This is a genomic window from Pumilibacter muris (assembly GCF_943193045.1).
Taxonomy (GTDB): domain Bacteria; phylum Bacillota; class Clostridia; order Christensenellales; family Pumilibacteraceae; genus Pumilibacter; species Pumilibacter muris.
Window position 1 is genome coordinate 94,268 of record NZ_CALPCN010000002.1, and the last position, 13,243, is coordinate 107,510.

The 13,243-nt window shown below is 48.2% G+C and carries 15 protein-coding genes; 5 read left to right on the forward strand and 10 right to left on the reverse strand.

The genetic code is table 11. The features are described 5' to 3' along the window. Positions 1–2: 2 nt before the first annotated feature. Positions 3–407, reverse strand: coding sequence for a helix-turn-helix domain-containing protein (locus tag NFR62_RS03145; protein WP_251613887.1), 405 nt, complete (start codon positions 405–407; stop codon positions 3–5). Positions 408–801: 394 nt separating this feature from the next. Between NFR62_RS03145 and NFR62_RS10130 the strand changes: the two genes are divergently transcribed. The 5 genes from NFR62_RS10130 (at position 802) to NFR62_RS03165 (ending at position 2,769) form a co-directional block, all read left to right on the forward strand. Further along, positions 802–936: a hypothetical protein gene (locus NFR62_RS10130; protein ID WP_275556878.1), complete on the forward strand. Its 135-nt coding sequence runs from the start codon at positions 802–804 to the stop codon at positions 934–936. Positions 937–1,059: 123 nt separating this feature from the next. Further along, a complete protein-coding gene (locus tag NFR62_RS03150) occupies positions 1,060–1,278 on the forward strand; it encodes a hypothetical protein (RefSeq protein WP_251613889.1) in 219 nt (72 codons plus the stop codon). A 45-nt stretch (positions 1,279–1,323) separates the two neighbouring features. Next, a complete protein-coding gene (locus NFR62_RS03155) occupies positions 1,324–1,491 on the forward strand; it encodes a hypothetical protein (protein ID WP_251613892.1) in 168 nt (55 codons plus the stop codon). Positions 1,492–1,503: 12 nt separating this feature from the next. After that, positions 1,504–1,695, forward strand: coding sequence for a hypothetical protein (locus tag NFR62_RS03160; RefSeq protein WP_251613909.1), 192 nt, complete (start codon positions 1,504–1,506; stop codon positions 1,693–1,695). 54 nt (positions 1,696–1,749) lie between these two features. Further along, positions 1,750–2,769 (forward strand): DDE-type integrase/transposase/recombinase, encoded by a 1,020-nt coding sequence (locus NFR62_RS03165; protein ID WP_251613920.1) that lies wholly within the window; start codon positions 1,750–1,752, stop codon positions 2,767–2,769. Positions 2,770–3,074: 305 nt separating this feature from the next. Here the strand turns inward: NFR62_RS03165 and NFR62_RS03170 are convergent, their stop codons facing one another. The 9 genes from NFR62_RS03170 to NFR62_RS03210 all read right to left on the reverse strand — a co-directional run bounded on the left by NFR62_RS03170 (position 3,075) and on the right by NFR62_RS03210 (position 13,004). After that, positions 3,075–3,275 (reverse strand): zinc ribbon domain-containing protein, encoded by a 201-nt coding sequence (locus NFR62_RS03170; protein ID WP_251613923.1) that lies wholly within the window; start codon positions 3,273–3,275, stop codon positions 3,075–3,077. Between the two features lie 63 nt (positions 3,276–3,338). Then, entirely contained in the window at positions 3,339–4,277 is a 939-nt protein-coding gene (locus NFR62_RS03175) for a magnesium transporter CorA family protein (RefSeq protein ID WP_251613926.1), read from the reverse strand. A gap of 271 nt (positions 4,278–4,548) precedes the next feature. Beyond that, entirely contained in the window at positions 4,549–5,445 is an 897-nt protein-coding gene (locus tag NFR62_RS03180; protein ID WP_251613929.1) for an NAD(P)/FAD-dependent oxidoreductase, read from the reverse strand. Between the two features lie 53 nt (positions 5,446–5,498). Next, complete coding sequence (locus NFR62_RS03185) at positions 5,499–7,655, reverse strand: Hint domain-containing protein (RefSeq protein ID WP_251613932.1); 2,157 nt, start codon at positions 7,653–7,655, stop codon at positions 5,499–5,501. A 129-nt stretch (positions 7,656–7,784) separates the two neighbouring features. Next, a complete protein-coding gene (locus NFR62_RS03190) occupies positions 7,785–9,116 on the reverse strand; it encodes a PepSY1/2 domain-containing protein (protein ID WP_251613948.1) in 1,332 nt (443 codons plus the stop codon). A 21-nt stretch (positions 9,117–9,137) separates the two neighbouring features. Next, a complete protein-coding gene (gene sleB / locus NFR62_RS03195; RefSeq protein ID WP_251614861.1) occupies positions 9,138–9,821 on the reverse strand; it encodes a spore cortex-lytic enzyme in 684 nt (227 codons plus the stop codon). Between the two features lie 30 nt (positions 9,822–9,851). Beyond that, on the reverse strand, positions 9,852–10,376 hold the full coding sequence (locus NFR62_RS03200; RefSeq protein ID WP_251613951.1) for a stage II sporulation protein R: 525 nt from the start codon (positions 10,374–10,376) through the stop codon (positions 9,852–9,854). Positions 10,377–10,501: 125 nt separating this feature from the next. Next, positions 10,502–11,404 (reverse strand): 4-(cytidine 5'-diphospho)-2-C-methyl-D-erythritol kinase, encoded by a 903-nt coding sequence (locus NFR62_RS03205; protein WP_251613954.1) that lies wholly within the window; start codon positions 11,402–11,404, stop codon positions 10,502–10,504. 16 nt (positions 11,405–11,420) lie between these two features. Further along, entirely contained in the window at positions 11,421–13,004 is a 1,584-nt protein-coding gene (locus NFR62_RS03210; RefSeq protein ID WP_251613957.1) for a beta-N-acetylhexosaminidase, read from the reverse strand. Between the last annotated feature and the right edge of the window lie 239 nt (positions 13,005–13,243).

A 13,243-nucleotide genomic window follows, 5' to 3' on the forward strand; every position in this document is an offset into this window, starting at 1 on the left:
AATTAAAAGCCTCCTTCGTCTTTTATTTGTTTTTCGATTTGATATGCAAAGTTTAACAATTCGTTTTTGCGCCGCATATCGAACGCCCCCGCAACCGTTATCAATTCGCGCTCGTATTCGGTAAGCACCACGCCCGCCGCACTGCCCGCAATGGCGGTATTATTCGAGTTATTGTTACCGATAATTTGTTGCACGGGTGCGCCGCGCGGCTCGCGCCCCGTGATAAGGTAATCAAGCGACACGCCGAAATAGTCGGCAAGCGTTACGCAATGCGTAAGCGTCGGCGACCGCTTGCCGCTTTTCCACTCTGAAACCGTATTTGCCCGCACGTTTAACGCCCGCACAATATCGCTTTGACGCTTGTTTTGCGCCCGCGCAAGGTCGAATATTCGCTCCGTAATTGACATATAAAAAAACACTCCTTGAAACGAATTTTTTTCAATCCGCGACAAGAAGTGTTGACAATATCGGCGTATCGGTATATAATATACGCAAGGTTATCGGCGCACCGATAAAAACGGTCGCCCCTATCCGTTAGCCGCGTTTTGTTGGCAAACTTCTTGTCGTGGTATAGGTATTGTCGCAAATTCATTATACCAAACACGAGAAACTTTGTCAATGAGCGCGGCTATAAAATTATGCGTCGACCGTTATCGGTACATCGAAAAACGCCCCACATCGGGAGCGTTTTTTTGTTTGCAAAAAAGTTAAAATTTTTTTTGAAAAAATGCGTAAAAATTGTTGACATATCTTATGCAATATGATACAATATAATCAAGAAAAGCAAAGGAGGTGAGCAACGTGGACGCAATAAAAAAAGCCTTGCAAGACTTGGCAAATGCGATTGATAACCAAACAGCGGTCGAAAGCGTAAAGGTTACTATCACATTGAAGAAGCCGAAGCCCGACAAGGCAACCACCACCGCCGACAAATAATCGGCAAAGGCAGAGCGGGCGGGAAACCGCCCCTCGTAAGTCCTATTGTAACACATTGGCGCAGGGTTTGTCAACCCGTATAAAAGCACATTGACGGCAAATAATTAAAAAAGGAGTCAAAAAATGATACACACTATAATAGACGGTTATTTTACAAAAAATCAAGCCGAGAAAATCAAAGCAAAATTACAAGGTAAAACATATTTTAATTTTGACATTGAAATCGGCAATCAAGCGGGTAATTGCACTTTGGTTGTAAAGTCGAACAACACCGAATACACCCCCGACGAATTAAAAGCAATGTTTTACTTTTGTTGTTTAGGCGAATTGGCGGCGGCGTAAAACCGCCCGCCCACCACTCAAATATAAACTACAAGGAGGCATATTATGAAAATCGAAAAAAACGGCAAAATTTACACGGTGCGCGAAAATAAAGCGTCTTGGACGGTATCGCTTGCCGCCGACCGCGTTACCATATCGGCGAATGTATCAAAAGTCGATTGCCCCACTTTTGAAAGTTTGAAGGCGTTTGTTGCCGAAAATAGCATTTTTTAAGGGGGTGCGGATATGGCAAGAAGCGAAGCGCAAAAAGCCGCCGACAAGCGGTATAACGCAAAAATAAGCGGTAAATACGAGCGGTTTGTTGTAAACCTTTTGCCCGACGAGTATAACCGCGTTTGCGCCGCTATCGCGGCGGCGGGTATGGGTAAAACCGAGTTTTTACGTTGGGCGATTGAACAGTTAGAAAAAAAGCAATAAAACGCAAGCGGGCGACACATCACGGTCGCCCGCTTTTACTTCACGGAGGAAAATATGAAAGGTATCAAATTTTCGGCGCGGGAAAAACAAAAAGCCCTCGAATTATGGGACAAATGCGGCGACTACTTTTACGCCGCGAAAAAATCAAAATGTACGGTGCAAAGCCTTTACCGTTGGCGGCGGCAATACGACGGTACGCTTGCAAGCCTTGATAACAAGTCAAGCCGCCCGCACACCCCGCACCCGAACGCACACACGGAAGCGGAAGCGGCAAACATTGCCGCCGTTTTTGCTGAACGCCCCGACATCAGTTACGCGGAAGCGTTGGGCGTACTGCGCACGCAATACGGTTACTCGCGCACATACGGCGGTTTTTATCGGTATTTAATGAAGCATAAACTCCGCCCCGCCCGCGAATACGACGGCTATATCCCGCAACCGTATGACACGCCGACAATGCTCGGCGTAAAATGGCAAATGGACGTAAAATACGTCCCGCGCGAATGTTACAAAGGAGTCGTCCCCTGCGACGAAAAACGCACGCGCTTTTTTCAATACACAATGATTGACGAAGCAACGCGCGAGCGTTTTATTTATCCATATACGGAACAAACGGCAACAGCGACAAAAAACTTTATACAACGCGCAATCGTTTATTTTGGATATATTCCCGATTGTATTCAAACGGACAACGGCGGCGAATTTACAAACCCACGCGGGGCGGGTTGCAAAAAGGTACATATCGCCGACGAAATAATGAACAAATTAAAAATCAAACATCAACTTATACGGGCATACACGCCCCGCCATAACGGAAAAGTCGAACGGTCGCACCGCACCGACAGCGAGAATTTTTACCGCTTTTTGAAATTCAGTACATACGGGGAATTATGCGAAAAAATGCGCGATTGGTGCAACCGTTACAATAATTGTCCCCACTCCGCGCTCCGCGATAAAGACGGGCGGCGGGTTTGGCAAACACCGCTCGAAAAACGCGCCGAATTATTGGACGAATTGAAAAACGCGGCGGCGGGCGTTTATCACGTTCGATTATTAAAGCCGAAAGCGGCATAAACGCTTAACCGACCGCACAGACACGGCGACATCGGGCGAATACAACCGCACCCGAACGGGCGGCGGTGCTTTTCTATGTCCTTTTATCGGTTTTTCGCCCGCCTATACCCCGCCGCAAGGCTCGTCAAACCCCTTTTTACTTGACTTTTTGCCCGTTTTCGGGTATATTTAAGAAAATTTATAAAAACTTCTAAAAACCTATTAAAAAAGGCTTGACAAAACAACATTTTCAAAAATTTATTAAAAAAATTTATCTCGATAAAAAAATTCCCCCGCCGAAAGCAAGAGAATTTTTATAAAAACCCTTAGTGGCAACCGCCGCAACAAGAGCAGTTCCCGCCGCAACCGCCGCCCGATTTACCCGCGCAATTAGTGTAGCACTTGCCGCTGAGCTTTTGTTTCAGCTTTTCGCCGCACTCGGGGCAGTTCGGATATTTTCCGTCCGACTTTACGATTTCTTCGCTTTCGTAACCGCACTTGGGGCAAATAAATTCTATTAAAGCCATTTTCCAACTCCTTAAAAACCGCGCCCATATACCGCGCGCAAAACAAATATATTCTTTCGCCGGCTAAAACATTTTTTTCTTTATCATAATGATAAGAACGGGAACGGTTATAGCAACTATTATGCCAACCACAACCCAAAAGCCCCAAATATGCCCCTCGAAAGGAACGCCTACGTTCATTCCCCACAACGACGCCACAATGGTGGGAATTGTAAGAATTATGGTGAACGCCGCCAAAAATTTCATAACTATGTTTTGATTGTTGCTTATAACGCTCGCAAAGGCGTCCATTGTACCCGACATTATGTCGCGGTAAATTGTCGCCATTTCTATGGCTTGCTTGTTCTCTATTATAACGTCTTCGAGAATTTCGTTGTCTTCCTCGTAGTGCTTAATGGTGTTCATAGCTTGTAAACGGTCTATAACCACCTGGTTGGAGTTAAGCGAAGTAGAAAAATATACAAGCGCCTTTTCAAGGTCGAGAAGCTGAATAAGCTCTTTGTTTTTCATAGAGCGGTGAAGCGTTTGTTGCACTCTCATGCTCGTTTTGTCTATTTGTTTCAAACAATGCAAAAACTTGGTTGCGTTGCGGTAGAGTATTTGATAAATAAACCGCGTGCGCTTGTTCACGTCGAAATTGCGCACTCTCCCCTTAATAAAATCGCCGAGCACAGGCGTATCGCGCAGGCAAACGGTAATAAAATACGAACCCGCCGTAATAATTCCCATAGGAAGAGTGGAATACACATACCAATCGGCGCTGTCGTCTATTATGGGAATGTCCACTATAATAAGAGTGTTTCCCTCGTCGGTCTCTATACGCGCGCGTTCTTCTTCGTCGAGCGCCGCTTTAAGCATATCTTCGCCCACTCCCGTAGCGCGCGCAACCTCTTCAAGCTCTTTATCGGACGGATTTTCAAGATTTATCCAAGCGCCCGCCTCAATCGCGTCAAGCGTTTTGAGTTCTCTGCTTTGCGCGGGCATCGAATACACGTTCAACATAATTTTAATACCTCCCGTCATGTAAAAAATAAGCGACCCGAACCGCATAAAAAGTCCGCGCCGCCAAACGAAAGGCATACTGAAAATCAAGCCGCCGAAATAGGAGGCGCGGATAAATTACGGTATCGTCGACTCGGATAGTCGTCCATTATAATGACTTTTGCCTCCTTTTCTTTTTGCCCGAATATCTTTCAAGCTACTACATTATATCACACGAGTTAATAAAATGCACCTACTTTTAGCACCTATTTTCTATTTTTTTTGAGCGAAACTACTTGGTTGCCGTTAAATTTTTAAAGCGTTTTGCATAAACGGCGGCAAACTGCCCCGCTATTGCTCCGTCCGACACCGCTGTGGCTATCTGCCTGAGCGATTTTTTCACCGAATCGCCCGCCGCAAAAATTCCGTTTTTGTTCGTTTGCATTTTCTCGTCGCAAATAATATAGCCGTTCCCGTCGGTGGCAACAAGCCCTTTTATAAGTTCGGACGCGGGAGTATAGCCGAGCGCCACGAACAAACCGTTAAGCTCTAATGTGCGCTCGCCGTTTGGCAAAGCGAGTTTCACGCCCGTAAGAGGATTCCCCTCCAAAGCTTGTATGCGAGCGTTCTCTATATTTTCCACGCCGTCGGCAACGGCGAGTTTGCCGGAATGAATTCTATACACTTTTTTCGCAATGGGCGCAAGGTATTCCGCCGACGCAGCCGCATGACTTCCGCCGCCGACTACCGCCACAGTTTTGCCTCTGAAAAAATTGCCGTCGCAAGTGGCGCAATAACTGAGTCCTGCGCCGAGCAACTCTTTTTCGCCGCCAAGCCCGAGCTTTCTCGGCTCGCTTCCCGTAGCCAAAACAAGCGCGGGGGCGCGCAAAACTTCGCCCGTAGAGAGCGCAACTCTTTTAATTTCCCCGTCCTCGATTTTTTCGGCGCGGGCATACTTTATTTCGGCGCCGCAAAAAACCGCCTGAGCCTCCATTCGCTGCGAAAGTTCAAAACCCGATATGCTCTCGAAACCCGGATAGTTTTCTATTACGGGAGTGGCAGCCGCCACTCCCCCTACCGCAAGACTTTCGAGCACAACGGTGCGCACGCCGCTTCTCGCCGAGTAAATCGCAGCGGCAAGTCCTGCGGGACCTCCGCCCGCTATAATAACGTCGTAATCGTTTTCCATATTCACAGTATACCGCACCTCGAAAAAAATTACAACAAAATCGACGCCGAAAACTATTTCACCGAAGCCGAATCGTCGTAAAGCCGAATAAGTTCCAACAATTCTTCCATTGTGAACAGTCCTTTTTCTACGGCGGGCTTATAATATTTAAACGGAAACGCCGCAAAAACTTCTTCCGAAACGTATTCTTTAAAATCGTCGTAAGTATATAAACCGTACCTCTCTATGTCGGCTCGCATAGCTTCCTCGTCGTACTTCATGCCTTCGCCGTATTCGAAAAGGTTAGTCATTCCCGCCGAAAGGGTAAGCATATCGTTCGCCACAAGATTTATATGCCATACCGACGCGGGATTATATATTTTTATTAGCTCGTTCGTTCTCTCCACCCGTTCGAGCGTTGCAACGCTTTTCTCGATTTTCCCGCTTTCGCAATTAACCGAAACAAATCGGTGCCCTATAAATTCTTCGGCGTTGTTGCCGTCTATGTAAACGTACTTGTTTAAATCCAAATCGAACAATCCGTGTTCGTCAACTATTCTCAGCACGTTGCCGTCCGAAAAACGCAAACTTATAACGTCGTAACATTCGGCGGGTTGCAAAGCGTGCACGTTCACAAGAAGCGGAACGTATTCGAATTTGCCCGTTTCGTGATTGAAAGCCAAAAGTTCGTCGCCCGCTTTCAAATCTTCGACAGGCTTTTTAACGCCGCCTTTAACCGTTATAAGAGTTCCTTCGGCAAAGCAACCGGGAGCGTCCTCGCTCGAAGCGTACACAGAGGTATGCCCCTCCATAGTAAACGTGTACGGGCTTTTAACGCTTTTATTGTTTACCGTGAATTTGGTTGTATAGCTGTACTTAAACGAAACGGTTACGGTGACTTCCGCGCCGAGCGGCACTTTTGTTTCCTTGCTTTTTACTTCGACGTTGGCGCCGTTATATGTATATCTTATCGTAATTGTTGCGGCGCTGTATGTGCGCGAAATAAAACCGTATGAAAATTCGTTGAAAACGGCATGAGCCTCTTCTTTTCCCTGCAAGTCGTATTCGGCGCCGGGCAAGTAAAATTCTTCGCCTATTTCCCAGCCTTTTAAAGAATATTCGGTTATATACGAGCCGCCGTCTTTGTTGCTCTTATCGCATTTTTCGGGCAAAATTATATGCTTGCCTTTTTCAACATATTCGTAAGTTTTGTAGTCGCCGCCGAAAAACGTCATTTTGTTTTTCCGTTGGTTGAGCGCATACGGCACAAGATTGATTGACGCGATTCCCACGCAAACCGCAAACACAATAACCGCCCATGCGTTATAACGTTTTTGATATGCGATTTTTTTTCTCGACACAAAGTATTCGTTAGAGAACATTCTCGATATTAGCACAAGCGTAATTATTAGCGACAGTATGCAAAACAGCACGAACAAAAACACCGCGACTCCCCACGATAAACTCGTGGTTCTGGGAATTTTAACGCGATATTCGTTATCCTTGTTAAATAAGTCTATTCCCACGCCTACGCAAAGCGCGAGAGGCATTAAAAACACAAGCGTTTTAAGAAACTGCCTGAAATGCCATCTCTTTTTAACTTTATTGTCTTTTTTAAGTTCGGCTATTCTTAGAGCTTCTTCCCTTTGCCTGCGCGCTCTGCTCTCTTCGGCGTTCTTTTTGCGTCTTTCTGCGTCGCGCGCTCTTCGCTCCGCAGCCGCTTTTTCGCGCGCGCGTCTTTCTTCTTCGGCGCGCCTGCGCTCTTCCTCTTCGGCTATGCGTCTTGCTTCGGCTTCCGCCAAAATACGCGCCGCTTCTTCGCGCGCGCCGCGCTCTTCCGCCTCTTTCGCCTCACGCTCTGTCTCCGTCTTTGTTTTGCGCTCGTAAGCCTGACGAGACGCCATAAGCGTTATGCTTACGGCGTCGAAATAATCGAGGAAGCCCTCGCCGTCGAAATTCTTTTTGCGCCAAGACGCCTTGCGCGACAGTTCGAGGCAAAGTTCGATATCGTCGTTCGAAACTTTTCCGTCTTGCGACATTGCGGGTTTCGGCAATTCGCGTTTCTTTTGCGAGAGTTCCGAAAAATTGCGTTTGCTCTTACTTAGCATCGCGTCGGTTGCCGCAGCGGTTGCTATAAGTTGCTCGGCGGAACATTCCGTTTCTTTTTTTACAAACGCGGATATTCGCCGCCACTCGGCGGCGATTGCCGCGATTTCGTCTGTTGCGGACATACACGCTTTTCTCCTTAACGATTCTATTATATTATTCAAGAACCATTATAATACACCCCCCCCCGAGTGTCAAGCGTGTGAAAGATTTTTGTCCGTTTTTGTCGTTTCGGTTGCGTATCAACCGACGTTCTACATTACGAGACTTCCTTGCTCGCTGTCTACCGTGCGCATAATCTTCACCGTTTCGCCGTCGGCGGCGTCGAGGTATATAAAGTAGTCAAGTCCTTTATATTCGCATGCCGCTTCGTAGCAAAGCCGTTGTTCGCCGTTTTCAAGCGGAATAAGAGCTCCGCGCACCGAATTGAGTTTTAACCGCGAGTCTATAAGAGTGGGAACGGCGGCTCTGTTCATTTTAAGTTCGGTAGGGCGCTGCGTGTGGTTAAGGCAGTAATTTTTCGCCTCCAAACCGAGCACTTCTCCGTTATCGAGCGCCACCTTAACTTTAACGAGGTCGGTGTAAAAAACAACGTCGTTTTCAATGGGCGCAAGATTAACATACGCCACGCCGCCGCTAACAAGATACCACACGGGTTCAACGTCGTAGCCAACGCGAGCCGCGAAATCTTTAGCGCAAGCCTTAGCGCTTGTTTCCCCGAGCATTACGGCGCCGAGCGGACGCGACACGGTGAGGTTCACTATTTTGCCGCCGTGTTCGCTTACGCTGAAATACGCTTCTCCGCGTTCACCCGAAACCGTGAGTTCATATAGCGGCTCATCGCCCGATTTGCCCGCGCTCGTAACCGATTTCGCTTTAAATTCGGGAAGCGCCGCCATTGCGATTTCTTTCGCCTCTTTAAGCGAAATTGATTCCGCTCCGTCGAAATGGCAATAGTGCTCTTTCGCTCTTCCGTCGGAGAAAGGTCCGTCGTAAATAAGCTCGGGATATTCTATTGAATTGTGCGAAACTTTATTATCGGAACTGCGGAAAACAAAAGGCTTTTTCGAAGTTATCTTTCGAATGTCGAGCTTGTTTTGCGACGCGAGAGCCACAGAATCGCCTATTTGCGCGTTAAGTCGGCGCGCGGTTACATACATGCTTTCCACCGTGTCGGCGTAATTATTGCCCGACTTTCCCGCGATTAGCGCCTGTTGGTACGAAACCGCGAAATCCGCCACTTTATTTAAAAAGCTCGCGGCGCTTTCGCTGTCGTGCCAATCAACGGGCAATGACGACAGCGCTTTTTCAGCCGCCAAAGCCTCGCTGTAAACGTCGGTAAGCAAAACGGTGGCGAACCGTCCTTCGGGCGCAATCATGAGTTTTGAGAGGTTCACCTCTATGTTGTTCAAATTGTCGCCGAGTTCGTAAAGATTTTGTTCGTAGGTGCTCTCAAGCGCCTGTTGAGTTCTGCCGTTGTGCGCGAGCGAAAACACAAGCGAAACCGCAAGACACACCGAAAACAACATGAGCGAAACCGAAGTTATGAGCCAACCCTTAGAATGTTTTTCTTTTCTGTGTTCCATAATTTATCGTTTAAGCCTCCTTTAACCGCGAGCAAAATTGTGCCGCCCTATTTTAAGCTCAACCTTTAAGCTCCAAATCCACTTGCTTGTGGCTGTGGCGGGGTTATAATAGTATAAACAGCCGTTTGTGGGGTCCCAACCGTTCAATGCGTCGCGGGCGGCGTTATATGCCGTAGTGTTGGGCGAAAGGTTTATTTGCCCGTCCGCCACTGCGGTGAACGCTCCCGACTGATAAATAACGCCGGAAATGGAGTTTGGGAATTTAGAGCTGCGAACGCGGTTTAAAACCACTGCGGCAACAGCCACCTGCCCCGTGTAAGGCTCGCCTCTCGCCTCGCCGTATACGCAACGCGCCAAAAGATTAAGGTCGGCGTTGCTCGTAGACGAAGTGCTTCCGCCGCTCGATTTAAGAGTTACTCCGAGCGCCTTTTCTGTGCGCGAGCCCACTATTCCGTCTACAACAAGCCCTTTCGCGCGCTGAAAGTTTTTAACTCCCGCGAGCGTTTTGGGTCCCCAAATGCCGTCTACCGAAATTTTATAGTAGCCGAGCTCTTTTAGGCGCTGTTGCACTATTCTAATGTTTTCTTTTGTGTCGCCTTTAATTATGTTTTTAGCATCGGCGCGAACCGACGACGCGCCCATAAACGCGCCGAGCGCAATAACGAGCGCCAACATAATAAGGCATAGGCTTTTTCTTTTGTTCATTACCATTTAACCGTTTTCTCCTTTGTCGCTTTAAAAATATTTTTTTGCTATTTCGGCAACCAACGACTTATAAGCCGTTTCGTCGGAAGCGCTCGGAGTGTAGCACATGGCGGGATAGAGCACGCACCACCAGTTGTCGCCGCCGCCCGTTCCGAGCCGCACTATAAGCGCGTCGTAATAGCCGCTTTCCACAACGGTGTCGCCGTACATTCTCGCCGGAAAATATTCGTTCGAGAGCGTTGCCGTAGCTCCGTAGCCGAACCCCTTGCGCCTTAGCACCGCGCTCGCTATTTCCTGCAAGACTTCCCGACGCGCTTCCACCGCTTTGTATGCCTCGCCGTAGCTTCGCGCGTCTTTCAGCTCTTCCGACAGATAAAACTGCACCGCCGCAACCACTTCTTTTTTAACCGCCTGAGCGGCGGGAGAATCGGAATCGGCGCGAACGTGAATTCTCAGCAATTTATCTTCCGTGTTAGTATTGCCGCAACCCGCGCAAAATATTTGCGCCAAAATCAAAACTACCGCAATCAACGCGCAAATTTTCTTCTTTAACATACAGTAACTCCTTTTGCGCCGAATTTACACATTAAAAAAATCGACGCGAACTTTTATTCTCACGTCGATTTTAGACCGAAATAATAAATTTTATACGCGCAAGCGTAAAAAACGCGCGCAAAACACTACATAAAAACGTTGCCCTCTTCCGCACACGGAGCATAAGCCGCCCACACGCCGCTTTCGTTCAATATCTTAGCCGCAGAAATCGCCGCGCTCTCGCTCTCGAACAGTCCGCAACAGCAGTTTCCCGAACCCGTCATCCATGCCGCCGCCGCACCCGACGAATTCAACATGTTTATAACGTTTTCTATTTCGGGGCAAAACGCTTTCGAAGCTTTTGTCAGCGCGTTGCCGGTTTGAGCCGCAACGCCGCGTAAGTCGCCCGCGCCGAGCGCGCGAGAAAGCGCGTCGTTATCGGACGGGCACAGTTTGCGCGCGGGGTTAAGCCTATCGAACTCGGCGTAAGCTTTGCCGCTAAAAACTTCGCTTCCTTTTCTTGCTATAACGGTGTGCAATAAAAAATAATCAAGACGCTCCACATTTTCGCCCGCGCCGCTCATACGCGAAAAACAGCCCGCGAACATCAACGGCACGTCGCTTCCGACGCGCACGCTACCGCGCATAACTTCGTTACGCTCGAAAATTTCGGGATAAAGCTTTACCGCAGCCGCAAGCACTGCCGCCGCGTCGGCGCTCGAACCTCCCAAACCGCCGCCGAGCGGAATGCCTTTTTCAACAAACGCGCGCACACCTATTTTCGGGCAGAAGCTTTTTAAAAAATCCAACGCCTTAACAACGGTGTTGTTTGCGGGGACGGATGCGGGCAAAAATTCAAAGCCGCAGTCTTTTTTAGGCGCGAACGAAACTTCCGTTTTTCCGTCGAACGTAAAACTCAAATTCACAATGTCGAATATATCGACGGGAGCGGTAACGCTGTCTAATAAGTGCATTCCGCCGCTCGCGCCCGTAATGTTCAACGACAGATTGATTTTGCCGCGCGCCTTTATTTTTACGCCGTTTTCCATATTCAAGCTAAAACGCTTAAAGCGAATTTACACTGAAAATAGACGCAAAGCCGTTGTAGGCAATAGCCTTTCCCTCGTGTTTCTCGCCGCCCAAGTAATCGAGAATTTCGTCGTCGAGTTCTTCGATTTTATCGCGAGCGCCGCTTGCGAACTCCGTCAGCTTTTCCGCAACGTGTTTCCAACGCCTTATCAAACCGCCAAGCCTGTAATCCATAACGTCAAACCCGTGCGGCTTATATAAAGCGTCCCAATAACTTTTGAGCGACTCGTAGAATTTTTTGCCGAGCTTGATAAGCGGCATATAGTCGCTTTCCACCAAAGCCGCAACCTGTTCGCGTCCCTCTTTATACGCTTTGCGCGTGCGAACTCCGAGTTCCGCTTTAATAGCGAGCACTTTGCAAAGCAACCGCACCGGCTCGAACACAACGCCCCACTCGCCGCACTCCGTAGCTTTCTTGAGCGATTTCGCGCATGCCGCGTAATGCGCGCTCTCAGTTCCCGTAAGAGTGGAATCGAACATTCCCGAAAGGCAATCGTTATACAAAAGATATTTCGACGGGTTGCACACTCTTTCGGCGTCGGCAGGCAAAATCACGTTTGGCGAGTCTATAACCATAAAGTCGTCCCATTTCATGCCCGCGATTTTCTCGAATTTCTTTTTTATGTCGGCTTCGTTAAAGTTGCCGCGCGCAAACTCCGAAATAGCGCACAGCGCAGGCAAAACGGAGAACGGCGAGCACGTTCCGCCGTCGTCGCCCCACATTGTGAAAAACGCCTCTTTAACCCCGTGATTTTTGCACGCCTCTATCGCCGCTTTCGACGCCGCTATGCTGTAACCGTTAAGGGGAGCAAGCCCGAACCACGTCCAGGCGCCGCCCGCGAACATTATGCGGTTCGTAATTTTCTCGTACTTGTTAAAATTCTCTTCGTAATGCGCGCGCTCGGTGCTGTAATAATCCCAATACACAAGCTCCACGTTTTCGGGTATGGGAAGCTTTTCGGCGTCAGCGCGCGACGCGAACATATCGCCCCACATAAAGCAATTAAACCCGTGTTTTGCCGCGATTGCCGCAACCTTTTGCAAGTGCCGCAAAATTATAGGGGTGCGCTCGCTGTATCCGTGCTTTTCAAGATATGCGCCGCGCCCCAAAAAGTGCGCTTCGTCCATGCCTATGTTTATTCTGCGCGACGTAAAACTTTCGGCGACCGACGCGAAAATATTTTCTATAAGCTCGTAGGTGCGCTCCTCTTCGGGAAGCAAAATGTCGTGACAGTCGTTTATATTTCCGTAAGGCTGCCACCTAAACAGCTTACCCAAATGCGCCAAAGTTTGCACGCAAGGAATAAGCTCCATGCCGCGCTTAACGGCATACGCGTCTATTTCTTTTAATTCCGCTTTGGTGTATCGCCCGCGCAAATATCCGAAATACGGCTCGTTATTAACTTCGAACGTGTCTTCGGTGTAAAGCTGAATAGAATCGTATCCCATCTTACTAAGCACGTCTATAAGTTTTTTCACCGACTGAACCGAAAGCACAGAATTGCGCGAACAGTCTATCATTACACCCGTTTTTTCAAAACAACTTTCTTTAACGCTCATATTTTTCTCCTTTTTTTAACGTGCGCAAGCCTTACGCCCGCGCTTAAATAAACGCGTTTTTTAACCGTTAAAATCCGGCGAAACAGTTTGCGCTCGAATTTCGCAAAGTTCGCCGAACACATAACCACAGTATAACCGCATTACTCCAAAAACGCAACCAAAACAACGCTCCATTCCGTAAAAAATCCGAGAAAGTTTTATTCTCGGATTTTTCGGCGTTTTTAGTTGTGCAAAATACG

Coding starts and splice junctions, on each gene's coding strand:
- NFR62_RS03145 (WP_251613887.1), bottom strand. CDS start 407: ATGTCAATTACGGAGCGAATATTCGACCTTGCGCGGGCGCAAAACAAG.
- NFR62_RS03150 (WP_251613889.1), top strand. CDS start 1,060: ATGATACACACTATAATAGACGGTTATTTTACAAAAAATCAAGCCGAG.
- NFR62_RS03155 (WP_251613892.1), top strand. CDS start 1,324: ATGAAAATCGAAAAAAACGGCAAAATTTACACGGTGCGCGAAAATAAA.
- NFR62_RS03160 (WP_251613909.1), top strand. CDS start 1,504: ATGGCAAGAAGCGAAGCGCAAAAAGCCGCCGACAAGCGGTATAACGCA.
- NFR62_RS03165 (WP_251613920.1), top strand. CDS start 1,750: ATGAAAGGTATCAAATTTTCGGCGCGGGAAAAACAAAAAGCCCTCGAA.
- NFR62_RS03170 (WP_251613923.1), bottom strand. CDS start 3,275: ATGGCTTTAATAGAATTTATTTGCCCCAAGTGCGGTTACGAAAGCGAA.
- NFR62_RS03175 (WP_251613926.1), bottom strand. CDS start 4,277: ATGTTGAACGTGTATTCGATGCCCGCGCAAAGCAGAGAACTCAAAACG.
- NFR62_RS03180 (WP_251613929.1), bottom strand. CDS start 5,445: ATGGAAAACGATTACGACGTTATTATAGCGGGCGGAGGTCCCGCAGGA.
- NFR62_RS03185 (WP_251613932.1), bottom strand. CDS start 7,655: ATGTCCGCAACAGACGAAATCGCGGCAATCGCCGCCGAGTGGCGGCGA.
- NFR62_RS03190 (WP_251613948.1), bottom strand. CDS start 9,116: ATGGAACACAGAAAAGAAAAACATTCTAAGGGTTGGCTCATAACTTCG.
- sleB (WP_251614861.1), bottom strand. CDS start 9,821: ATGAACAAAAGAAAAAGCCTATGCCTTATTATGTTGGCGCTCGTTATT.
- NFR62_RS03200 (WP_251613951.1), bottom strand. CDS start 10,376: ATGTTAAAGAAGAAAATTTGCGCGTTGATTGCGGTAGTTTTGATTTTG.
- NFR62_RS03205 (WP_251613954.1), bottom strand. CDS start 11,404: ATGGAAAACGGCGTAAAAATAAAGGCGCGCGGCAAAATCAATCTGTCG.
- NFR62_RS03210 (WP_251613957.1), bottom strand. CDS start 13,004: ATGAGCGTTAAAGAAAGTTGTTTTGAAAAAACGGGTGTAATGATAGAC.